Genomic DNA, 20,998 nt, shown 5'->3' with positions numbered 1-20,998 from the left:
CCGAGACGTGGGAAACCGCCTCGGAACCGTACGGTCCCGGGGCGGTTTCCCACGTCTCGACGCCCGGTGGGCGCCGGTCGACGGACGTCAGACGCGCACGGGCTCGCTCGCCGTGCCGGGCTCGCCGGCCTCGATCGGGGCGCCCTCGGCCTCGAGCGCCACGCGCAGCGCCGCGCCGAGCTCGGCGTCGACGTTCGTCCAGTACTGGATGGCCCGCTCGCGGATGTCGACGCTCTGCACGCCGCCCACGTGGCCCGTGATCGTCTCGAGGAACCGGGCGCGCGCCGGGCCGTCGAAGACCTCGCGGTAGAGCGTGCCCGCCTGGCCGAAGTCGTCGTCCTCGGGGTGGAGCGTCGCGGCCGCGCGCGTGAGCTCGCCGTCGGCCTCCCAGCCGGTGGACTCGGCCGCACGGGCCGGGTCGGCGTGCGCCCCGCCCCGGCTGTTCGGCGCGTAGACCGGCGTCGTCGCGGAGGAGAAGCCGTAGCGCATCGCGCCGTCCTTCGCGTAGGAGTGGCCACCTTCCTCGGCACCGCGCGGGGCGTTCACCGGGAGCTGGGCGTGGTTCGTGCCGACGCGGTACCGGTGCGCGTCCGCGTAGGAGAAGATGCGCGCGAGGAGCATCTTGTCGGGGCTCGCCGCGATGCCGGGCACGAAGTTGCTCGGTGCGAACGTCGCCTGCTCGATCTCGGCGAAGTAGTTCTCCGGGTTGCGGTTGAGCTCCATGACGCCGACCTCGACCAGCGGGTAGTCGCCGTGCGGCCACACCTTCGTGAGGTCGAACGGGTTGAACCGGTACGTCTTCGCGTCCTCGTACGGCATGACCTGCACCGACAGCGTCCAGCGCGGGAAGTCGCCGGTCTCGATGTGCTCGTAGAGGTCACGGATGTGGTGGTCGGCGTCCGAGCCCGCGAGCTGCGCCGCCTCGTCGGCCGACAGGTTGTCGATGCCCTGCTGGGTGGTGAAGTGGTACTTGACCCAGAAGCGCTCGCCCGCGGCGTTGATCCACTGGTAGGTGTGCGAGCCGAACCCGTCCATGTGGCGCCAGCTCGACGGCAGGCCGCGGTCGCCCATGAGCCACGTGACCTGGTGCGCCGACTCGGGCGACAGGGTCCAGAAGTCCCACTGCATGTCGTTGTCGCGCAGGTTCGACCCGGGCAGGCGCTTCTGCGAGCGGATGAAGTCGGGGAACTTGATGCCGTCACGGATGAAGAAGACGGGGGTGTTGTTCCCGACGAGGTCGTAGTTGCCCTCGCTCGTGTAGAACTTCAGCGCGAAGCCGCGCGGGTCGCGCCACGTGTCGGGCGAGCCGTGCTCACCGGCGACGGACGAGAAGCGGGCGAGCATCTCGGTCTCCGTGCCGGGCTGGAAGACGGCGGCGCGCGTGTAGGCGCTGACGTCGCCGGTCACGGTGAAGGTGCCGAACGCGCCGCCGCCCTTGGCGTGGACGACGCGCTCCGGGACGCGCTCGCGGTTGAACTGCGCGAGCTTCTCGACGAGATAGTGGTCGTGCAGGACGATCGGGCCGTCGGCGCCGACGGACTGCGAGTGGGCGTCGGACGCGACGGGCGCTCCGGCGTTGGTCGTCGTGTGCGGGGAGGTCATGAGGCGCTCCTTCCAGCGGACCCGGCGAGCGAGCGCGGGGTCCGTAACGGGATCATCGTGAGATAACGGGCGTCGATGGGGTGCGCGAGGTCCACCGGTCCACCCAGTAGGGGTCAGGGCGCGCAGTCGGGGCACAGGCCCCAGAACGTCACCTCGGCGGTGTCGATCCGGAACCCGGAGGTGCTGCTCGGGGTGAGGCACGGGGCGTGGCCCTCGGTGCAGTCGACGTCGGAGACGGCGCCGCACGCGCGGCACACGACGTGGTGGTGGTTGTCGCCGAGGCGGCGCTCGTACCGGGCGGGGTGGCCGGCCGGCTCGATGCGCCGGAGCAGGCCCTTGTCCGTCAGCGTGTTGAGGACGTCGTAGACCGCCTGCACGGAGACGGAGCCCAGCGTCGTGCGCACCGCCCGCAGCACGGTGTCGGCGTCGGCGTGCTGGCGGGTGTCGACGGCGTCGAGCACCGCGAGCCGCGCCGCCGTGACGCGCAGCCCGTGCGCGCGCAGCTCGGCCTCGTGGTCCGTCCCGTGCGGCAACCGCGCCGCACGCTCGGGTGCGGCGGAGGACCGCGTCGATCCCGTCGTCATGACGTCAGCCTAACCCGCTTCTCTGGAAGAGTTCCAATGATGGAGGGCATCTAGTTCACGGCCGCACGGTGACCGGCGCAGACCGACGCTCGGCATGCCGCCGACCTCTGGTAGTCTTGATGGCTGACCGACCTGCACGACGTGCGTCGGTGTTCAGGTGCGGCCACCGGCTGTCCGTGAGCACCGATGCGGGCCAGTGCGGGTGCGCAAGTGGATCCCATCCCACCCGGGTCTCGACCGCCGACGTGATGTCGCGACAGAGGCCGGGTCCTGGTCCGGACGGCTCGCCCTCGTGGTGCGCCGCCCAGACGTGGTCGTCGTGGTGCACCCACGGCTGCCGGAACGATGGCCTCCGCCCTGCGCTCAGGGACGGGGGCCTTCCTCGTGCCGGGCGGTCTACCGACGACTTCCTAGGAGCATCACATCAGCGAGCCTCGCATCAACGATCGGATCCGCGTCCCCGAGGTCCGACTCATCGGTCCTGGCGGGGAGCAGGTCGGCGTCGTCCGCACCGAGGTTGCCCTGAGCCTTGCCCAGGACGCGGACCTCGACCTCGTCGAGGTCGCCCCGGACGCCCGCCCGCCCGTCTGCAAGCTCATGGACTTCGGCAAGTTCAAGTACGAGTCGGACATGAAGGCGCGCGAGGCGCGGCGGAACCAGGCGAACACGGTCCTCAAGGAGATCCGTTTCCGGCTGAAGATCGACCCGCACGACTACGGCACCAAGAAGGGCCACGTCGAGCGGTTCCTCTCGGCCGGCGACAAGGTCAAGGTCATGATCATGTTCCGCGGCCGTGAGCAGTCGCGCCCCGAGATGGGCGTCCGCCTGCTGCAGCGCCTCGCGGACGACGTCTCCGAGCTGGGCTTCGTCGAGTCGATGCCCAAGCAGGACGGGCGCAACATGACGATGGTGCTCGGCCCGGTGAAGAAGAAGGCCGACGCCAAGAGCGAGCAGCGCAAGCGCGCCCAGGAGGCCGAGCCGCGGCTGACGAAGTCCGCGCAGCGCGCTGCCCAGCGCGAGCCGGACGCCCCCGAGGGGGACGTGTCGGAGGTCGAGCAGGACGCCCAGGTCGCGAGCCCGGTCACCGAGGCGCCCGTCGCGGAGTCCCAGGTCGCGGAGCCCGCGGCCGAGACGCCCGCGGAGCCCGCGGTCGAGACGCCCGCGGAGGCGCCGGTCGAGGCCGCCGCTCCCGCGAAGGCCCCCGCCCCGGCGAAGGCTCCTGTCGCTCCGAAGGCCCCCGCGCCGACGAGGGCGTCCGCGCCGGCGAAGGCTCCGGCCCCGGCCAAGGCGCCTGCCGCGCAGCGTCCTCGGGCGCAGTCCGCGGAGCCGGCCCGACCGGCCGCACCGCGTCCCCCCGCGCCGCGGCCTGCCGCGGCACCGGCCCCGGCGGCGTCGGGCACGGCGAAGCCTGCGGTGCCGCGGCCGGCACCCAAGCCGGGCGCCCCGCGCCCCGCGCCGAAGCCCACCCCCCGCGGCAAGGCCGGCTGACGGCCGGCCCACCGACCGAAACTGCTCGGGGTCCGGACCCACCGGCCCGGACCCGAACACGTCGGCCACCGCGAGGTGGCTGACCGGACACAAGGAGACACGGCAGCCATGCCGAAGAACAAGACGCACTCGGGTGCCAAGAAGCGCTTCCGCATCACGGGTACCGGCAAGGTCATGCGCGAGCAGGCCAACGCTCGACACCTGCTCGAGCACAAGGCGACCAAGCGCAAGCGCCGCCTCGCCCAGGACCAGGTGGTCTCGCCCGCCGACGTCAAGTCCATCAAGAAGCTGCTCGGCAAGTGACCCGGTCGCGGTGACGGCACCCCGTCGCCGACCGGCTCACCCTGAGCCCCGAACTGCAAGGAGCATCACGTGGCACGCGTGAAGCGGGCGGTCAACGCCCAGAAGAAGCGCCGTACGACCCTCGAGCGCGCAGCGGGCTACCGCGGCCAGCGCTCGCGCCTCTACCGCAAGGCGAAGGAGCAGGTCACCCACTCCCTCGTCTACTCCTACCGTGACCGCAAGGCGCGCAAGGGAGACTTCCGCAAGCTGTGGATCCAGCGCATCAACGCGGCGTCGCGCGCCCAGGGCCTGACGTACAACCGCCTCATCCAGGGCCTCAAGGCCGCGGGTGTCGAGGTCGACCGTCGCCTGCTCGCGGAGCTCGCGGTCAACGACGTGGCGGCGTTCAACGCGCTCGTCGAGGTCGCGAAGGACGCGCTCCCCGAGGACGTCAACGCGCCCAGGGCCGCGGCCTGAGCATCCACACCGACGCCACGGACGCCCGGCCGGTGCCCGATCACCTCGACCCCACGCTGACGAACCCTCGCAGCGACCGGGTCAGGGCGGTCCGGGCCCTGTCCGGGCGTCCTGCGCGTTCACGGCACGGTCAGCTCCTCGTCGAGGGCCCCCAGGCCGTGCGGGAGGCCGTCCGGCATGCCGCGGCCCGCGTGCGCGACCTCTACGTGACGCCGTCGGCGGCGCAGCGCTACCCCGAGATCGTCGCCGACGCACGCGCCGCCGCGCTGCACGTCCACGTGGCCACCCCGGAGGTGCTCGCGGCGATGAGCCCGGACGCGCAGGGCGTGCTCGCGGTCGTGCGCGAGGAGCGCCCCGCTCTGGACGACGCGCTCGCGACCGCCGCCGCCGGAGCCGCCGGGCCGCTGCTGGTCGCGGTCCTCGCGACGGTCCGCGACCCGGGCAACGCCGGGACCGTGATCCGCGCCGCGGACGCCGCCGGGGCGGACGTGGTCGTCCTCGCGGGCGACAGCGTGGACGTGCACAACCCCAAGGTGGTGCGGTCGACGGCAGGTTCGCTGTTCCACCTCCCCGTCGTGTCGGGCGTCGCGCTCGACGAGACGGTGGACGCCCTGCGCACGGCAGGTCTGCTCGTCCTCGCGGCCGACGGCGCGGGGGACCACGACCTCGACGACCTCCTCGACGTCGCGGGCAGAGAGAGCGCCGTCGGTCCCGACTCCCGTGCCCAGGAGCTCCCGGACCTCGCCCGGCCCACCGCGTGGGTGTTCGGGAACGAGGCATGGGGGCTCCCCGAGCAGGACCGCGCGCTCGCGGACGCGGTCGTCCGCGTCCCGATCCGCGGCCGGGCCGAGTCGCTCAACCTCGCGACCGCGGCCACCGTGTGCCTCTACGCGTCCGGGCGCGCGCACCGCGGGGTGCGCCGGTGAGGGTCTTCGCCGCGCTGTATCCCGACGTCGCCGCGTGCGACCACCTCGACCTGGCGCTCGGGGCGGTGCGGGCGCAGGAGGCGGTGCGGCCCGACGGTGCGCCCCTCGTGCGCTGGACGCCGCGCGAGCTGTGGCACCTCACGGTCTCGTTCTACGGCGAGGTGCCCGACGGCGCGGTCCCCGACCTCGTCGACGCCCTCACGGAGGTCGTGGACGCCACGCCGCCGCTCGAGCTCAGCCTGCACGGGGCGGGCGTCTTCGACCGGCGGGTGCTGTGGGTGGGTGTGGGCGGACCTCGCGTGGACCTCGACCACCTGCGTGCGCTGAGCTCCGCGGCCGCGGAGGCCGGCTCGGTGGCCGGCGTGCACGTCGACCGCCGCCCGCGCCAGCGCGCGCACCTCACGGTCGCCCGGGCCGCGGCGGGTGCCCGCCAGGCGGACCGGCGGGCCGGACGGCGCGGGCGACCCGCGGGACCGACGCTGCGGGACGCGCTCGAGGCGCCGGCCGCGGCGCTCGCCGTCTACGACGGTCCCCGCTGGCAGGCGACGCGGCTCGCCGTCGTCGCGTCCGACCTCGGTGCCGGCCGGCCGGCGCACCACGAGATCGCGTCGCTGCTGCTCGCCGGCGCGCAGGCCGGTCCGGGCGCGTCGTCCGCCCCTCCGGGCGTCAGGCGCTGAAGCCGACCCACAGGGGGGTGACCACGAGCGCGGCGAGCAGCACGCCGAGGACCGTCGTCGCCGCGCCGAGCACCCGGCTCGGTCGCACCGGCGTCATGTCCCCGCGGGCGCGCGCGGCGCGTCGACGCGCCGCGTGAACCACCCAACCGACGACGCAGCCGACGCCGAGCACGGGACCGACCACGAGGATCGTCGAGTAGGGCGCGACGACTGCCGCGCTCTCGGGTCCCAGGCCGGACGCGGCGCGACCGAGGGCGAGCACCGTCAGCACGGCGCCCGCACCCGGCACGAGCCCGCGCCGCAGCGACGACCAGAACCCGCGGTCGCGCCGGTACCCGCGCGCGGAGGGCGGTCGGGACGCCGCGTCGGGAGCCCCGGCCGGGCCGTGGGTCGTGGTGCCCGACGACGTCCCGGCAGACCGCCGGTCCGGTGCGCGTGCGCCGGGCCCGGCAGGAGGGGGCCGCGCGGTGAGGTCGGCGTCGAGCGTGCGCTGCAGCGGGTCCTGCGGGACCGCGGCGCCCCCGTACACGGGCCACGCCGGCCCGTCCTGCGTCCTCTCCGCCACGCGCACCATCATGCCCCGACCGGGTGGCGCAGCGCTGCCGTGCGAGGATGAGGGGGTGACCGCGCGAGCTGATCGTCGATTTCCCGGGCCCGTCACGGGCCCGCGCTGCTGACGCGCACCGTCACGCCTCCTCACCGGGACGCGGACGCGACCGGTAGGTCGGGGCCCGGACGGGCGCCCTAGAATGTCGCGGACGCGCCCGGCGCGTCCGCGCGTCCGGCCCTCGTGATGCGCCCGTGGGCCCTCCCCACCGTCCAGCCAGCTGTCCCGACATCGCCAGGAAGGCTCGTATGTCCAGCCCTGACGCCGCCGTCGCCCCCGCGAGCGACGGCCCTCCCACCGACGCGCCGTCGCCGCTCGACGCCGACGCCCTCCAGCGGGCGCTCGACGCCGCGCTCGCGGCCGTCGCCGCGGCCCGCGACCTCGACGCCCTGAAGGCCGTGCGCACCGAGCACACCGGCGACCGCAGCGCGCTCGCGCTCGCGAACCGGCAGATCGGCTCCCTCGCGCCCGAGGACAAGAAGACCGCCGGCCGGCTGCTCGGGCCGCTGCGCGGTCGCCTGAACCAGGCCCTCGCCGCGCGCCACGCCGAGCTCGAGGCCGAGCGCGACGAGCGGGTCCTCGTCGAGGAGGCCGTCGACGTCACGCTGCCGACCGACCGCGCCCCCCGCGGCGCGCGCCACCCGCTCGAGACGCTGCAGGAGCGGGTCGCCGACTTCTTCGTCGGCCTCGGTTGGGAGATCGCCGACGGCCCCGAGGTCGAGGCGGAGTGGTTCAACTTCGACGCGCTGAACTTCGGTCCCGACCACCCGGCGCGCCAGATGCAGGACACGTTCTACGTCGCGGGCGACGGCGACGAGCCGTCGAACCTCGTGCTGCGCACGCACACGTCCCCCGTGCAGGCGCGCTCGCTCCTGGCGCGCGGTGTGCCGCTGTACGTCGCGTGCCCGGGCAAGGTGTTCCGCACCGACGCGCTCGACGCCACCCACACGCCCGTCTTCCACCAGGTCGAGGGCATCGCGGTCGACGAGGGCCTGACGATGGCGAACCTCCTCGGGACGCTCGACGCGTTCGCGCAGGCCATGTTCGGCCCGGAGGCGCGCACGCGCCTGCGCCCGAGCTTCTTCCCGTTCACCGAGCCGAGCGCCGAGATGGACCTGTGGTTCCCGCAGAAGAAGGGCGGGCCCGGCTGGATCGAGTGGGGCGGCTGCGGCATGGTCAACCCGAACGTGCTGCGCGCGGCGGGCATCGACCCGGAGGTCTACTCGGGCTTCGCGTTCGGGATGGGCATCGAGCGCACGCTCATGCTGCGCCACGAGATCGCGGACATGCACGACATGGTGGAGGGCGACGTGCGCTTCTCCGCCCAGCTCGGAAGGGGCGTCTGATGCCGTACGTCGACCTGGACTGGCTCGGCGACCACGTCGAGCTCCCTGCGGGCCTCACCGCCGAGCAGCTCGCTGCGGACCTCGTGCGCGTCGGCCTCGAGGAGGAGGAGGTCCACGGCGCGGCCGTGACGGGTCCTCTCGTCGTCGGGCGGGTCCTCGAGCTCTCGCCGGAGCCGCAGAAGAACGGCAAGACGATCAACTGGTGCCGGGTGGACGTCGGCGCGCACAACGTCGACGGCGTCCCCGCGGCCGACGGGGGCGAGCCGCGCGGCATCGTGTGCGGGGCGCACAACTTCGGCGAGGGCGACCTCGTCGTCGTCGCGCTCCCGGGCGCCGTGCTGCCGGGACCGTTCGCCATCGCGAGCCGCAAGACGTACGGCCACGTGTCCGACGGCATGATCTGCTCGCAGCGCGAGCTCGGGCTGGGCGAGGACCACGACGGGATCATCGTGCTCCCGCGCCTCGGGTTCGCCGAGGCCGACCTCACGCCCGGCCAGGACGCCGTCGCGCTCCTCGGCCTGGGGAACGAGGTGCTCGAGATCAACGTCACCCCGGACCGCGGGTACGCGTTCTCCTACCGCGGGGTCGCGCGCGAGTACGCGCACTCGACCGGCGCGCGCTTCACCGACCGGGGCCTCGCGGCCTCGCTGCCGACGCCGCCCCCGGCCGCGACCCCCGACGGCTTCCCCGTGGAGGTCGACGACGCGGCCCCGGTCCGCGGCATCGACGGGTGCGACCGCTTCGTCACGCGCATCGTGCGCGGCATCGACCCGGCCGCGACGACGCCCGCGTGGATGCAGCGCCGCCTCACGGCGTCGGGCATGCGGCCCATCTCGCTCGCGGTCGACGTGACGAACTACGTCATGCTCGACCTCGGCCAGCCTCTGCACGCCTATGACCTCGCACGGGTCGCGGGCCCGATCGTGGTCCGCCGCGCGCAGCCGGGCGAGCGCCTCGTCACCCTCGACGACGCCGACCGGAGGCTCGACGCCGAGGACCTCCTCATCACCGACTCGCCCGACGGCGCCCGCGGCTCGCGGGTCCTCGGGCTCGCGGGGGTCATGGGCGGGGCGTCCTCGGAGGTCGGCCCGACCACGACGGACGTCCTCGTCGAGGCCGCGCACTTCGATCCCGTGTCCGTCGCGCGCACGTCGCGCCGGCACAAGCTGTCGAGCGAGGCGGCGAAGCGGTTCGAGCGCGGCGTCGACCCCCGGCTGCCCGCGGTCGCGGCGCAGCGCGTCGTCGACCTGCTCGTCGAGCACGGCGGCGGCACCGCCGACGCGGCGGTCTCGGACCTGGACCACGTCCCGGCGCCCGTTCCCGTGCGGCTGCCCGTCACGGAGCCGGAGCGGCTCGTCGGCGTGGCGTACTCGCTCGAGCAGATCGTGGGCACGCTGGGCGCGCTGGGCTGCGACGTCGCGGACGGGCCGTCGTCCGGTGGGACGGACGTGCTCGTGGTCACGCCCCCGACGTGGCGACCCGACCTCACCGGGCCGGCGGAGCTGGTCGAGGAGGTCGCGCGGCTCGTCGGCTACGACGAGATCCCGTCGGTGCTGCCGAAGGCGCCCGGCGGCCGCGGCCTGACCCGCGAGCAGGCGGTCCGCCGCTCGGTGGCCCGTGGCCTCGCCGAGGCGGGCTTCGTCGAGACGCTCAGCTACCCGTTCGTCGGGGCGGCCGAGCTCGACGCGCTGCGTCTGCCTGCCGACGACGAGCGCCGTCGTGCCCTGCGACTGGTCAACCCGCTCGCCGACGACCGGCCCCTCATGCGGACCGACCTGCTCACGACGCTGCTCGAGACCGCGCGCCGCAACGTCGGTCGCGGGATGACGGATCTCGCGGTGTTCGAGACCGGGCTCGTGACACGACCGCGCGTCGACGCCCCGGCCGCGCCCTCGCTCCCGCCGGGCGTGCGCCCGACGGACGACGAGCTCGCGGCGCTCGCGGCCGCCGTGCCGGACCAGCCGCGCCACGTGGCGGGCGTGCTCGTCGGCCGGCGCGAGCGCGCCGGGTGGTGGGGCGAAGGGCGGGCCGCCGACTGGACCGACGCGCTCGACGCCACCCGGCTCGTCGCGGAGCACGTCGGTGCCGAGGTCGTGGTGAGCGCCGACACGGCCCGCGCGCCCTGGCACCCGGGCCGCTGCGCGCGGATCGAGCTCGCCGACGGGACCCTCGTCGGGCACGCGGGCGAGCTGCACCCGAAGGTGCTCGAGAACCTCGGGCTGCCCGCGCGGTCGGTCGCGTTCGAGGTGGACCTCTCGGCGCTGCTCGCCGGGTCGAGCGCTGAACCGCTCGTCGCGGCGCCCGTCTCCACGTTCCCTGCCGCGAAGGAGGACCTCGCGTTCGTCGTCGCCGCCGACGTCACGGCCGAGGCGCTGCGCTCCGCGGTGGCCGACGGTGCGGGCGAGCTCCTCGAGGACCTGACCCTCTTCGACGTCTTCACCGGGGAGCAGGTCGGCGCGGGCCGCAAGTCGCTCGCGTTCTCGCTCCGTCTGCGGGCCGCCGACCGGACGCTCACGGCCGACGACGTCGCGCGCGTGCGGGCGGGAGCCGTCGAGGCGGCGCGCGAGCGCGTCGGGGCGGAGCTCCGGGCATGAGCACCGGCACCCCCGTGGACGCGGGCGTGGCGGGTGAGCCCGTCGCGCCTGCACGGACGGCGCTGGTCACCGGGGCGTCGCGCGGCATCGGCCGCGCGATCGCCGTCGGTCTCGCCGCTGCGGGGCTCGACGTCGCGCTGCTCGCTCGGGACGCCGCGCGGCTCCGCGACGTGGCCGACGAGATCACGGCCGGGGGCGCCGGGCACGCCGTCGTCGTGACGGCCGACGTCACCGACGTCGAGGCGGTGTCCGCGGCCGTCGCCGCGGCGGAGGGGGAGATCGGCGGCATCGACCTGCTGGTCAACAACGCCGGACGCGTCGACGCCGAGGTGCCGCTGTGGGAGGCGGACCCCGACGAGTGGTGGGCGATCCTCGAGACCAACGTCCGCGGGCCGTTCCTGCTCGCGCGCGCCGTCGTCCCGGGCATGCTCGCTCGGGGCGGGGGCCGCGTCGTCGACCTCAACAGCGGCGCGGGGTCGCACGACATGGTCGGCGCGAGCGCGTACAACGCGAGCAAGACGGCGCTCCTGCGCCTCGGCGCGAACCTGCACCGCTCGGGCTACGACCGAGGGCTCCGCACGTTCGAGGTCGCGCCCGGTGTGGTGCAGACCGACATGACGGGTTCGATGGTCATGCACCGGGGGCGCACGGAGTGGACGCCGGTCCAGCGCACGGTCGAGATGGTCGTCGCGATCGCCGGGGGCGGCCTCGACGCGTTCTCGGGTTCCTTCGTCCGTGTCACGCACGACTCGCCGGACTCGCTGCGGGCCGCGCTCGACGACGCCGCCCGCGGCGGGCGTGCGGTGCCCGGCCCGGACGGTCGCCGGCTGCGGGTGACGCGCTGGGGCGACGACGACCCGATGCCCGGCGAGCTGCCCCGCCGCTGACCGGCCTGCGTCACGAGGCGCGTCCTTCCCCGCTCGGGAAGGGCGCGCCTCGCGGCATTTGTACGCAAGGTCACCCGCCGATTAGTTGAATGTTCACCTAACAATCGGCGATGCTCTCCTGGACACCTGACCAGGACCGAGCGGACGGCGCGGTCGCGGTTCGACCACAGCACCCCGGAGGGCGACGGATGACCACGACACGACCGGTCCGCCAGTGGAACGGCATGACCGTTCCCGACGCGGGCACGTACGTGCTCGACGAGGCGCACAAGCGGGTGGGTTTCGCGGGGCAGCACATGATGGTCTCGCCGGTGCGGGGCGAGTTCACGCGGGCGAGCGCGACGATCCTCGTGGGACAGGACCCGCTGGCCTCCACGGTGACGGCGACGATCGAGTCGGCGAGCCTCACCACGCACCACGCCGACCGGGACGTCCACCTCCACAGCGCCGACTTCCTCGACGTCGAGACGTATCCGACGCTCGAGTTCCGCAGCACCGGCGTCCGGTGGCAGGGGAGCCAGGACGACGCGATCCTCGCCTGGGCGCGGCTGCGCAACCGCTCGCCGGAGCGCGCGACCGTGGCCGCGGAGCGCACAGCGCCCGCCGAGGCCGGACACTTCGTCGTGAGCGGACTGCTGACCATCCGCGACGTCACCCACCCGATCGACCTGAGGATGCGCTACGGCGGCGCTCGCCGTGACCCCTACGGCCGCGACATCTTCGGCTTCCACGCCACGGGGGAGTTCGACCGCGAGGACTACGGGCTCGTGTGGAACGTGCTGCTCGAGACCGGCGGCCTCCTCGTCGGCAAGAAGGTCTCGCTCGAGATCGCCGGAGAGGCGATCCACCAGGAGTGAGGACGGGCGGCGCGCCGCGACGGCGCACCGCACCGCTAGCATGAGCGGACCGACACGGGGTGCCCCGGGACACCGGGGCTGAGATCACACCCGTCGAACCTGATCTAGCTCGTACTAGCGAAGGGATGTCCGGCGATGACGCTCGCCCCCACGACCTCTCCTGCACCGCGACCCTCGCGTCCGCGCGTCCTGTCGGTCGCCGGGACGGACCCGACCGGCGGTGCCGGCATCCAGGCGGACCTCAAGGCCTTCTGCGCGCACGGCGCGTACGGGATGGCCGTCACGACCGCGCTCGTCGCGCAGAACACGCACGGCGTCCGTTCCGTGCACGTCCCCGGGGCGGCGTTCCTGCGCGAGCAGCTCGACGCGGTCTCCGACGACGTCGAGATCGACGCGGTGAAGATCGGGATGGTGGCGGACGCCGCGAACGCGCGCGAGATCGGTGCGTGGCTCGACGTCCTCGGTGCGTCGCGCCGTGACCGCGGAGGCGTCGCGCCGTACGTCGTGCTCGACCCCGTCATGGTCGCGACCTCCGGCCACCGGCTCCTCGACGCCGGCGCCGAGCAGGGCGTGCGTGACCTCGCGACGCGCGCCGACGTCGTGACCCCGAACCTGCCCGAGCTCGCCGTCCTCGCCGGGACGCCCGTCGCGGCGACGTGGGACGAGGCGCTCGTCCAGGCGCGCGCGTTCGCCGCGGCGAGCGGGACGGCGGTCCTGCTGAAGGGCGGCCACCTCACCGGCGCGACGTCACCCGACGCTCTCGTGGAGCCCGGCTCGACCGAAGGCGGCGCGGGTCGCGTGACGACGTTCGACGCGGGGCGCGTGGACACGCCGCACACGCACGGCACCGGGTGCTCGCTCTCGGCGGCCCTCGCGGCGCTGCGCCCGCAGCGCGCGGGCTGGCCGGAGGCGGCGCGCGACGCCAAGGAGTGGCTCACCGGCGCGCTGCGCGCGGGGGCGGCGCTGCAGGTCGGGACCGGCCGCGGGCCGGTCGACCACCTGCACGTGACGTCGCCGGTCGAGGAGCCGGTCGTCGAGCCCGTCGACGAGCACGATGCGGGCGGCGCCGGGTCTCAGGCGCGTGCGACCTCGGTCCCGGTGGGGTAGACGCACTCCGTGCCGGGCGGCCACCACCGCCACCGCGAGTCGACCTGGCTCGCGGCGACCCCGTCCGGCCGCTCGGCGACGCATCGGTCCTCGCCCTGCCGGACGCCGATCGTCAGGTAGTAGACGACGAGGACGCCCGTGAGCAGGACGGCGAGCACCGTCGCGGTCCGCCGGAGCGCGGGAGAGGGGCCGCCGTCGGACCCGTCCTCCTCCCCGGGTCGGGCCGGGACCCAGTCCCAGCTCATGCCTCGCGTCCGGAGCCCGACGCCGCGGCGTCGGGCACGAGCAGCACCTTGCCGGTGGTGGCACGCCCCTCGAGCGCACGGTGCGCCTCGGCGGCCTCGGCCAGCGGGAAGGTGGCACCGACGCGCGCGTGGAGGGTGCCGCCCGCGACGGAGCCGAGCACCTCGGTCGCCCGCTCGACGAGCTCGGTCCGCGTCGCCGTGTGGTCGCCGAGCTTGGGGCGCGTGAGGAAGACCGACCCGGCCGCGTTGAGGCGCTGCGGGTCGAACGGCGGCACCTGACCGGACGAGCCGCCGAACAGCACGAGCGTCCCCCGGCGGTGCAGCGACGCGAGCGACGCGTCGAACGTGTCCTTGCCGACCGAGTCGTACACGGCGGCGACGCCGTCGCCGCCGGTGAGCCCGCGCACGATCTCCGGGAGGTCGTGCGACAGGTCACCCAGCGCCGTGTACTCGATCACGTGCTCGGCGCCCGCGCCGCGCGACAGCTCGGCCTTCGCCGGCGTCGAGACCGTCGAGATCACGTGCCCGCCCCGCGCGACGACCATCTGGGTGAGCAGCAGCCCGACCCCGCCGGCACCGGCGTGCACGAGCACGCGGTCGCCCGGGCGGACCGGGTACGACGACGTGCACAGGTAGTGCGCGGTGAGGCCCTGCAGTGCGACGGCGGTGGCGTCCTCGAACGTCACGGCGTCGGGCACGTGCAAGGCCTCGCGTGCCGCGACGACCACGAGGTCCGCGTACGAGCCGGGCGCCTCCGTCCACACCACGCGGTCACCCTCGGCGAAGTCCTCGACGCCGTCCCCGACCGCCAGCACGTGGCCGGCGCCCTCGCTGCCCACGACGTGCGGGTACTGCATCGGGTACACGCCCGAGCGCTTGTACGTGTCGATGAAGTTGACGCCCGCGACCGCCGCGCGGACGAGGAGCTGCCCGGGGCCCGGTGTCGGGTCGGGCAGCTCGCGGTACTCCAGGACGTCAGGGCCACCCGCCTCGCGGGCCACGATCGCGTGCATGGGCCCAGCCTAGGCGGGTCGCGTGGGCGGGTCGGCTGACGTGCTCGGGCTGCCGCGCCGTCACCATGGTCTGTCGGCTCACGTCCTGGGAGCGCGACTCTGACGCCCTTCGCACGTCAACCGACCCACCCGCCGTCGCCTCGGCCTGGTCTCGTCCCGGTCCGCACTCGTCGCGAGCCCCTGGCATGTATAAGTATGTATAGTGATGCATATGACGATCACAGTGGCGGTCGCCGGGGCGTCCGGGTACGCGGGCGGGGAGATGCTCCGCCTGCTCGCCGGGCACCCCGACGTGGAGATCGGCGCCGTGACGGCGCACAGCAACGCAGGGACGCTCCTCGGTGCGCACCAGCCGCACCTGCGCTCGCTCGCCGACCGCGTGCTGCTGCCGACGACCCTCGAGCACCTGGTGGGCCACGACGTCGTCGTGCTCGCCCTGCCGCACGGCGCGTCGGGCGAGATCGCCGCGCAGCTGCCCGACGACGTGCTCGTGCTCGACCTCGGTGCGGACCACCGGCTGGAGTCCGCCGCGGACTGGGCGCAGTTCTACGGCTCGGAGCACGCCGGCACGTGGCCCTACGGTCTGCCCGAGCTCCTGCTCACGCAGGACCCCGGGGCAGGCGCCACGGAGACGCGACAGCGCGAGCGGCTCGCCGGTGCGCGACGGATCGCGGTCCCGGGCTGCAACGTCACCGCGGTGACGCTCGGTCTCCAGCCCGGCGTCGCGGCAGGTGTCGTCGACCCGCGCGACGTCGTCGCGGTGCTCGCGAACGGGTACTCCGGGGCCGGTAAGGCGCTCAAGCCGCACCTGCTCGCGTCGGAGGGCCTGGGCTCGGCGCAACCGTACGCCGTGGGCGGGGGCCACCGGCACATCCCGGAGATCGTGCAGAACCTGCGCGCCGCGGGCGCACCGGCCGTGCGGATCTCGTTCACGCCGACGCTCGTGCCGATGGCGCGCGGGATCCTCGCGACGGTCTCGGCGCCGCTGGCGGACGCCGTCGCAGGCCTCGGGCCCGCGGAGCTCGACGCGCGGGTGCGCCAGGCGTGGGACGACGCGTACGTGGGGGAGCCGTTCGTGCAGGTGCTGCCCGAGGGGCAGTGGCCGAGCACGGCGATGACGCTCGGCGCCAACACGGCGCTGATCCAGGTCGCCGTCGACCACGCCGCGGGGCGGGTCGTGACCGTCACCGCGATCGACAACCTCGTCAAGGGCACCGCGGGCGCCGCGGTGCAGTCCATGAACATCGCGCTCGGCCTTCCGCAGACGGCGGGCCTCACCACCGAGGGAGTGGCCCCGTGACCGTCACGTCGCCCCAGGGCTTCCGGGCCGCCGGCGTCGCCGCCGGGCTCAAGTCGAGCGGCGCGCAGGACGTCGCGCTCGTCGTCAACGACGGGCCGCTCGACGTCGCGGCCGCCGTCCTCACGAGCAACCGCGTGTTCGCCGCGCCGGTCGCGTGGACGCGCCAGGCCGTGAGCGACGGGCGCGCGACGGCCGTCGTGCTCAACTCGGGCGGCGCCAACGCGTGCACCGGACCCGAGGGCTTCGCCGACACGCACCGCACGGCCGAGCACGTCGCCGACGTGCTGTCCACGTCCGCAGGGGACGTCCTCGTGTGCTCGACCGGTCTCATCGGTGTCCGGCTGCCGATGCCCGAGCTGCTCGCCGGCGTCGAGGCGGCGGCCGTCGCTCTCGACGACCCGTCGTCCGCGACGACGGGCGGGGGCGACGCGGCGCTCGCGATCATGACGACGGACACCGTGCCCAAGACGGTCGAGGTCGTGCGCGAGGGGGCGGCCCCCGCATCGCTCGACGGCGGAGCGACCTGGTCGGTCGGCGGCATGGCCAAGGGCGCGGGCATGCTCGCGCCGGGGCTCGCGACGATGCTCTCCGTCCTCACGACGGACGCCGTCGTCGACGCCGAGACCGCCGACGCGGCCCTGCGCGCCGCGACCCGGACGACGTTCGACCGGGTCGACTCCGACGGCTGCATGTCCACCAACGACACGGTGATCCTGCTCGCCTCCGGGGCGTCGGGCGTCTCCGTGGCGCTCGACGAGCTCACGGACGCGCTCACCGAGGCGTGCGCCTCGCTCGCGCGCCAGCTCGTCGCCGACGCCGAGGGCGCGAGCCACGACGTCGCCGTCACGGTCGTGAACGCGTCGGACGAGGACGCGGCCGTGGCCGTCGCCCGGGCCGTCACGCGCTCGAACCTGGTCAAGGCGGCGATCTTCGGCAACGACCCGAACTGGGGTCGGATCGTCTCCGCCGTGGGCACGGTGCCCGAGGACGTCGCGCCGTTCGACGCGCTCGCCCTCGACGTCTCCGTCAACGGCGTCCAGGTGTGCCGGGCGGGAGGAGTCGGCGAGCCGCGCGAGCTCGTCGACCTCGCCGCCGACCGGGAGGTGCGCGTCGTGGTCGACCTCCACGCCGGCTCCGCGACCGCGACCGTCTGGACCAACGACCTCACGCACGACTACGTCCACGAGAACAGCGCGTACTCCTCATGAGCGACCGGACCAGCGAGACCGTGACGGCCCCGGCAGCGACGAGGACCGCGCCCCCGGGAGCGCCGTCCGAGGACTTCGTGTTCGACACCCGCACCGACCTGCGCCCGGACCAGAAGGCGGAGGTGCTCATCGAGGCGCTCCCGTGGCTGGAGGAGTACGCCGGCGCGCTCGTCGTCGTGAAGTACGGCGGCAACGCGATGGTCGACGACCGGCTCAAGGCGGCCTTCGCCGAGGACATGGTCTTCCTGCGCCGCGTCGGCCTGCACCCCGTCGTCGTGCACGGCGGCGGCCCGCAGATCTCCGCCATGCTCGCCCGGCTCGGCATCGAGTCGGAGTTCCGCGGCGGCCTGCGCGTCACGACCCCCGAGGCGATGGACGTCGTGCGCATGGTCCTCACGGGGCAGGTCTCGCGCGAGCTCGTCGGCCTCATCAACGCGCACGGTCCGTACGCCGTCGGGCTCTCGGGCGAGGACGGCGGCCTCCTGCAGGCGCAGCGCCGGCACGCCACGGTCGACGGCGAGCCCGTCGACGTCGGCCTCGTGGGCGACGTCGTCGAGGTCCACCCGTCCGCCGTCCAGGACCTGCTCGACGCGGGGCGCATCCCCGTCGTGTCGACCATCGCGCCCGACCTCGAGGACCCGACGCAGGTGCTCAACGTCAACGCGGACACCGCGGCGGCGGCGCTCGCGGTCGCGCTCGGCGCGAAGAAGCTCGTCGTCCTCACGGACGTCGAAGGGCTCTACACCTCGTGGCCGGACAAGGGCTCGCTCGTCGCGCAGATCACGCGGTCGGAGCTCGCCGCGCTCCTGCCGTCCCTCGAGTCGGGCATGGTCCCGAAGATGGAGGCGTGCCTGCGCGCCGTCGAGGGCGGCGTCACCGCGGCGACGGTCATCGACGGCCGCGTCCCGCACTCGCTCCTGCTCGAGGTCTTCACGACCCAGGGCAGCGGGACCATGGTGGTCCCCGACGCCGTGACGGGAGGTGCCGCGTGACGCACGACGGCTCGACCGGCACGACGGCCGTCTCGTCGTCGGGCGGCGTCCTCGACACGACGCCCGGATCGGTGCAGGAGTGGACCGAGCGGTACTCGCACGCCGTGATGGACACGTTCGGCCCGCCGCAGCGCGTGCTCGTGCGGGGCGAGGGCGCCTACGTCTGGGACGCCGACGGCAAGCGGTACCTCGACCTGCTCGCCGGGATCGCGGTGAACGCGCTCGGCCACGCGCACCCGACCCTGACGGCCGCGGTGAGCGCCCAGCTCGGCACGCTCGGGCACGTGTCGAACTTCTTCGGCACCCCCACGCAGATCGCCCTCGCCGAGCGCCTGCTCGCGCTCACCGGCGCGCCCGACGGGTCGCGCGTGTTCCTCACGAACTCCGGCACCGAGGCCAACGAGGCGGCCTTCAAGATGGCTCGCCGCACCGGGAAGCCCCGGGTCCTCGCCCTCGAGGGCGGGTTCCACGGCCGCACCATGGGCGCGCTCGCGCTCACGAGCAAGGCGGCGTACCGCGAGCCCTTCGAGCCGCTCCCGGGCGGCGTCGAGCACGTCGCGTTCGACGACGTCGCGGCGCTCGAGGAGGCGTTCTCCGCCGAGGCGGTCGCGGCGCGCGGCGAGGTCGCGGCGCTCGTTGTCGAGCCCGTCCAGGGCGAGGCGGGCGTCCGGTCGCTGTCGCCGGGCTACCTCGTCGCCGCGCGCGAGCTCACGGCCCACCACGGCGCGCTGCTCGTGCTCGACGAGGTCCAGACCGGCGTCGGGCGCACGGGGTCCTGGCTCGCGGTCCAGCAGCCCGACCTCGGTGGCGGGATCCTGCCCGACGTCGTGACGCTGGCCAAGGGGCTCGGCGGCGGCTTCCCCGTCGGTGCGGTGATCGCGTACGGAGAGCGCGCCGCGACCCTGCTCGGCCGGGGGCAGCACGGCACGACGTTCGGCGGCAACCCCGTCGCGGCGGCGGCGGCGCTCGCGACGCTCGGCGTCATCGAGCGCGACGGGCTGCTCGACAACGTCCGGACGGTCGGCGCGCTCCTGCGCGACGGCATCACGGGGGCGGGCAACCCGCTCGTCGCGGGCGTGCGAGGTCGTGGTCTGCTGCTCGCCGTCCTGCTCTCGCGGCCTGTCGCCGTCGACGTCGCGCGCGCGGCGCTCGACGCCGGGTTCATCGTCAACGCCGTCGCGCCCGACGCGATCCGGCTCGCACCACCGCTCGTGCTCACGCCCGACCAGGCGCGCGACGTCGTCGCGTTCTTCGCGGACCTGCGCCTGCCCGATCCCGAACCGACCGAGACGAGGACCTGACGATGACCCCGGTGGCCCCGCGGCACTTCCTGCGCGACGACGACCTCACGCCCGCCGAGCAGCGTCAGGTCCTGGAGATCGCGCTCGCGTTCCGCGACGACCGCACGTTCCGCCAGCCGCTCGCCGGACCGCAGGCCGTCGCGGTGCTGTTCGACAAGCCGACGCTGCGCACCCAGGTCTCGTTCGCGACGGGGATCGCCGAGCTCGGCGGCTTCCCGCTCGTCGTCGACGGTCGCCTCGCCGGGATCGGCGTGCGCGAGTCGATCACCGACACGACCCGCGTGCTCGACCGGCAGGTCTCCGCGATCGTCTGGCGCACCTACGGCCAGGACCGCATCGAGGAGATGGCCGGAGTCAGCCGGGTCCCCGTCGTCAACGCCCTCACGGACGACTTCCACCCGTGCCAGATCCTCGCCGACCTCCTCACCGTCGCGCAGCACCGCGGCGGCACCGCGGCCCTGCCCGGCCAGACCCTCGCGTACGTCGGGGACGGCGCGAACAACATGGCGCACTCCTACCTCCTCGGGGGCGCGACCGCCGGGATGCACGTCCGGGTCGGCACGCCCGACGGCTACCCGCCGGCGGCGGGGTTCGTCGCGGACGCGCAGCGCATCGCGGCGGAGACCGGGGGGTCGGTGCTCGTCACGGCCGACCCCGTCGAGGCGGTGACCGGGGCCGACGTCGTCGCGACGGACACCTGGGTGTCGATGGGCGACGAGGACGAGGCGGCGGAGCGCGCGCTCCCGTTCCTGCCGTACCAGCTGAACGCCGAGCTGCTCGCGCACGCCGCGGACGACGCGATCGTCCTGCACTGCCTGCCCGCCTACCGGGGCAAGGAGATCACGGCCGAGGTCGTCGACGGTCCGCAGTCGGTCGTGTGGGACGAGGCCGAGAACCGCCTGCACGCGCAGAAGGCCCTCCTGACGTTCCTCCTGGAGCGGTCGTGACCGAGGGGCGCGAGGTGGACGCCGGGGAGCGCGCCGACCCGGCGCACGGGCGGACCGCCACGACCAAGGCGGCGCGCCACGCGCGCATCGCCGAGATCGTGCGCCGGACCGAGATCCACTCGCAGGCCGAGCTCGCCCGGGAGCTCGCGGCCGACGGCCTGACCGTCACGCAGGCGACGCTCTCGCGCGACCTCATCGAGCTGCGCGCCGAGAAGGTGCGAGGGCCCGCCGGGGCGCTCGTCTACGCGGTCCCGGGGGAGGGCGGTGACCGCAGCGTGCAGAGCGCCGAGTCGCCCGAGTACCTCGCGGCCCGGCTCGCGCGCCTGTGCTCCGAGATGCTCGTCTCGGCGGAGGCGTCGGCGAACCTGGTCGTGCTGCGCACGCCACCGGGAGCTGCGAACTACCTCGCCTCGGCGATCGACCACTCGGTCCTGCCCGGCGTCCTCGGGAGCATCGCGGGCGACGACACGATCCTCGTCATCGCGCGCGAGCCCGACGGCGGCGCGGACCTCGCCCGGCGCTTCCTCGACCTGTCGGGTCCTGGCGCCTGACGCGTCG

Annotated in this window: 21 protein-coding genes and 1 riboswitch; of the genes, 16 read left to right on the top strand and 5 right to left on the bottom strand. The window is 74.6% G+C overall.

The window, feature by feature from the left end:
• Positions 1-87: 87 nt before the first annotated feature.
• Both ACZCLJ_RS04630 and ACZCLJ_RS04625 read right to left on the bottom strand, forming a co-directional pair.
• On the bottom strand, positions 88-1,602 hold the full coding sequence (locus tag ACZCLJ_RS04630; RefSeq protein ID WP_463105626.1) for a catalase: 1,515 nt from the start codon (positions 1,600-1,602) through the stop codon (positions 88-90).
• 113 nt (positions 1,603-1,715) lie between these two features.
• Positions 1,716-2,186 (bottom strand): Fur family transcriptional regulator, encoded by a 471-nt coding sequence (locus tag ACZCLJ_RS04625; RefSeq protein ID WP_463105625.1) that lies wholly within the window; start codon positions 2,184-2,186, stop codon positions 1,716-1,718.
• A gap of 423 nt (positions 2,187-2,609) precedes the next feature.
• Between ACZCLJ_RS04625 and infC the strand changes: the two genes are divergently transcribed.
• The 5 genes from infC to thpR all read left to right on the top strand — a co-directional run bounded on the left by infC (position 2,610) and on the right by thpR (position 6,036).
• A complete protein-coding gene (gene infC, locus ACZCLJ_RS04620) occupies positions 2,610-3,674 on the top strand; it encodes a translation initiation factor IF-3 (RefSeq protein ID WP_463106356.1) in 1,065 nt (354 codons plus the stop codon).
• A 108-nt stretch (positions 3,675-3,782) separates the two neighbouring features.
• Positions 3,783-3,977, top strand: coding sequence for a 50S ribosomal protein L35 (gene rpmI / locus ACZCLJ_RS04615; RefSeq protein ID WP_108051433.1), 195 nt, complete (start codon positions 3,783-3,785; stop codon positions 3,975-3,977).
• A gap of 69 nt (positions 3,978-4,046) precedes the next feature.
• Positions 4,047-4,433, top strand: a complete 387-nt coding sequence (rplT, locus tag ACZCLJ_RS04610; RefSeq protein ID WP_463105624.1) for a 50S ribosomal protein L20 — start codon at positions 4,047-4,049, stop codon at positions 4,431-4,433.
• A 32-nt stretch (positions 4,434-4,465) separates the two neighbouring features.
• On the top strand, positions 4,466-5,359 hold the full coding sequence (locus tag ACZCLJ_RS04605; protein WP_463105623.1) for a TrmH family RNA methyltransferase: 894 nt from the start codon (positions 4,466-4,468) through the stop codon (positions 5,357-5,359).
• A complete protein-coding gene (gene thpR / locus ACZCLJ_RS04600) occupies positions 5,356-6,036 on the top strand; it encodes an RNA 2',3'-cyclic phosphodiesterase (protein WP_251150779.1) in 681 nt (226 codons plus the stop codon). The genes ACZCLJ_RS04605 and thpR overlap by 4 nt, the downstream gene beginning before the upstream one ends.
• Here the strand turns inward: thpR and ACZCLJ_RS04595 are convergent.
• Positions 6,026-6,601 carry a hypothetical protein gene (locus tag ACZCLJ_RS04595; RefSeq protein WP_251150780.1) on the bottom strand — a complete coding sequence of 192 codons (576 nt, stop codon included), beginning with the start codon at positions 6,599-6,601 and terminating at the stop codon, positions 6,026-6,028. The two genes, thpR and ACZCLJ_RS04595, sit on opposite strands and share 11 nt — an antisense overlap.
• A gap of 290 nt (positions 6,602-6,891) precedes the next feature.
• Between ACZCLJ_RS04595 and pheS the strand changes: the two genes are divergently transcribed.
• The 5 genes from pheS to thiD all read left to right on the top strand — a co-directional run bounded on the left by pheS (position 6,892) and on the right by thiD (position 13,434).
• Positions 6,892-7,989 carry a phenylalanine--tRNA ligase subunit alpha gene (gene pheS / locus ACZCLJ_RS04590; RefSeq protein ID WP_251150781.1) on the top strand — a complete coding sequence of 366 codons (1,098 nt, stop codon included), beginning with the start codon at positions 6,892-6,894 and terminating at the stop codon, positions 7,987-7,989.
• Positions 7,989-10,583, top strand: coding sequence for a phenylalanine--tRNA ligase subunit beta (pheT, locus tag ACZCLJ_RS04585; RefSeq protein WP_251150782.1), 2,595 nt, complete (start codon positions 7,989-7,991; stop codon positions 10,581-10,583). The genes pheS and pheT overlap by 1 nt, the downstream gene beginning before the upstream one ends.
• Positions 10,580-11,470, top strand: coding sequence for an SDR family oxidoreductase (locus ACZCLJ_RS04580; protein ID WP_251150783.1), 891 nt, complete (start codon positions 10,580-10,582; stop codon positions 11,468-11,470). Before pheT ends, ACZCLJ_RS04580 begins: the two co-directional genes overlap by 4 nt.
• A gap of 188 nt (positions 11,471-11,658) precedes the next feature.
• On the top strand, positions 11,659-12,327 hold the full coding sequence (locus ACZCLJ_RS04575) for a YceI family protein (protein ID WP_251150784.1): 669 nt from the start codon (positions 11,659-11,661) through the stop codon (positions 12,325-12,327).
• A 45-nt stretch (positions 12,328-12,372) separates the two neighbouring features.
• Positions 12,373-12,470: riboswitch (TPP riboswitch) on the top strand.
• The gene (gene thiD / locus ACZCLJ_RS04570; RefSeq protein ID WP_251150785.1) at positions 12,463-13,434 is read left to right on the top strand and encodes a bifunctional hydroxymethylpyrimidine kinase/phosphomethylpyrimidine kinase; all 972 of its coding nucleotides are present in this window, start codon (positions 12,463-12,465) and stop codon (positions 13,432-13,434) included. It overlaps the preceding riboswitch by 8 nt.
• Here the strand turns inward: thiD and ACZCLJ_RS04565 are convergent.
• Entirely contained in the window at positions 13,401-13,679 is a 279-nt protein-coding gene (locus tag ACZCLJ_RS04565; protein ID WP_463105622.1) for a hypothetical protein, read from the bottom strand. The genes thiD and ACZCLJ_RS04565 overlap by 34 nt on opposite strands.
• Positions 13,676-14,692 carry a quinone oxidoreductase family protein gene (locus tag ACZCLJ_RS04560; RefSeq protein ID WP_251150787.1) on the bottom strand — a complete coding sequence of 339 codons (1,017 nt, stop codon included), beginning with the start codon at positions 14,690-14,692 and terminating at the stop codon, positions 13,676-13,678. The genes ACZCLJ_RS04565 and ACZCLJ_RS04560 overlap by 4 nt, the downstream gene beginning before the upstream one ends.
• A 205-nt stretch (positions 14,693-14,897) precedes the next feature.
• Between ACZCLJ_RS04560 and argC the strand changes: the two genes are divergently transcribed.
• The 6 genes from argC (at position 14,898) to ACZCLJ_RS04530 (ending at position 20,991) form a co-directional block, all read left to right on the top strand.
• Entirely contained in the window at positions 14,898-15,992 is a 1,095-nt protein-coding gene (gene argC / locus ACZCLJ_RS04555; protein WP_463105621.1) for an N-acetyl-gamma-glutamyl-phosphate reductase, read from the top strand.
• A complete protein-coding gene (argJ, locus tag ACZCLJ_RS04550; RefSeq protein WP_463105620.1) occupies positions 15,989-17,200 on the top strand; it encodes a bifunctional glutamate N-acetyltransferase/amino-acid acetyltransferase ArgJ in 1,212 nt (403 codons plus the stop codon). Before argC ends, argJ begins: the two co-directional genes overlap by 4 nt.
• A complete protein-coding gene (gene argB / locus ACZCLJ_RS04545; RefSeq protein WP_463105619.1) occupies positions 17,197-18,192 on the top strand; it encodes an acetylglutamate kinase in 996 nt (331 codons plus the stop codon). The genes argJ and argB overlap by 4 nt, the downstream gene beginning before the upstream one ends.
• Positions 18,193-18,263: 71 nt before the next feature.
• Positions 18,264-19,493, top strand: a complete 1,230-nt coding sequence (locus ACZCLJ_RS04540) for an acetylornithine transaminase (RefSeq protein WP_463106355.1) — start codon at positions 18,264-18,266, stop codon at positions 19,491-19,493.
• 2 nt (positions 19,494-19,495) lie between these two features.
• Positions 19,496-20,440 carry an ornithine carbamoyltransferase gene (gene argF / locus ACZCLJ_RS04535; RefSeq protein ID WP_251150791.1) on the top strand — a complete coding sequence of 315 codons (945 nt, stop codon included), beginning with the start codon at positions 19,496-19,498 and terminating at the stop codon, positions 20,438-20,440.
• 14 nt (positions 20,441-20,454) lie between these two features.
• Positions 20,455-20,991 (top strand): arginine repressor, encoded by a 537-nt coding sequence (locus ACZCLJ_RS04530; RefSeq protein ID WP_463106354.1) that lies wholly within the window; start codon positions 20,455-20,457, stop codon positions 20,989-20,991.
• Positions 20,992-20,998: the final 7 nt, after the last annotated feature.

It is taken from the genome of Cellulosimicrobium sp. So1_17, assembly GCF_055181235.1.
Note: the sequence above shows the minus strand (reverse complement) of the source record. Positions and strands in the feature narration are given on the sequence as shown.

Coding starts and splice junctions, on each gene's coding strand:
- ACZCLJ_RS04630 (WP_463105626.1), bottom strand. CDS start 1,602: ATGACCTCCCCGCACACGACGACCAACGCCGGAGCGCCCGTCGCGTCC.
- ACZCLJ_RS04625 (WP_463105625.1), bottom strand. CDS start 2,186: ATGACGACGGGATCGACGCGGTCCTCCGCCGCACCCGAGCGTGCGGCG.
- rpmI (WP_108051433.1), top strand. CDS start 3,783: ATGCCGAAGAACAAGACGCACTCGGGTGCCAAGAAGCGCTTCCGCATC.
- pheS (WP_251150781.1), top strand. CDS start 6,892: ATGTCCAGCCCTGACGCCGCCGTCGCCCCCGCGAGCGACGGCCCTCCC.
- pheT (WP_251150782.1), top strand. CDS start 7,989: ATGCCGTACGTCGACCTGGACTGGCTCGGCGACCACGTCGAGCTCCCT.
- ACZCLJ_RS04580 (WP_251150783.1), top strand. CDS start 10,580: ATGAGCACCGGCACCCCCGTGGACGCGGGCGTGGCGGGTGAGCCCGTC.
- ACZCLJ_RS04575 (WP_251150784.1), top strand. CDS start 11,659: ATGACCACGACACGACCGGTCCGCCAGTGGAACGGCATGACCGTTCCC.
- thiD (WP_251150785.1), top strand. CDS start 12,463: ATGACGCTCGCCCCCACGACCTCTCCTGCACCGCGACCCTCGCGTCCG.
- ACZCLJ_RS04565 (WP_463105622.1), bottom strand. CDS start 13,679: ATGAGCTGGGACTGGGTCCCGGCCCGACCCGGGGAGGAGGACGGGTCC.
- ACZCLJ_RS04560 (WP_251150787.1), bottom strand. CDS start 14,692: ATGCACGCGATCGTGGCCCGCGAGGCGGGTGGCCCTGACGTCCTGGAG.
- argC (WP_463105621.1), top strand. CDS start 14,898: ATGCATATGACGATCACAGTGGCGGTCGCCGGGGCGTCCGGGTACGCG.
- argB (WP_463105619.1), top strand. CDS start 17,197: ATGAGCGACCGGACCAGCGAGACCGTGACGGCCCCGGCAGCGACGAGG.
- argF (WP_251150791.1), top strand. CDS start 19,496: ATGACCCCGGTGGCCCCGCGGCACTTCCTGCGCGACGACGACCTCACG.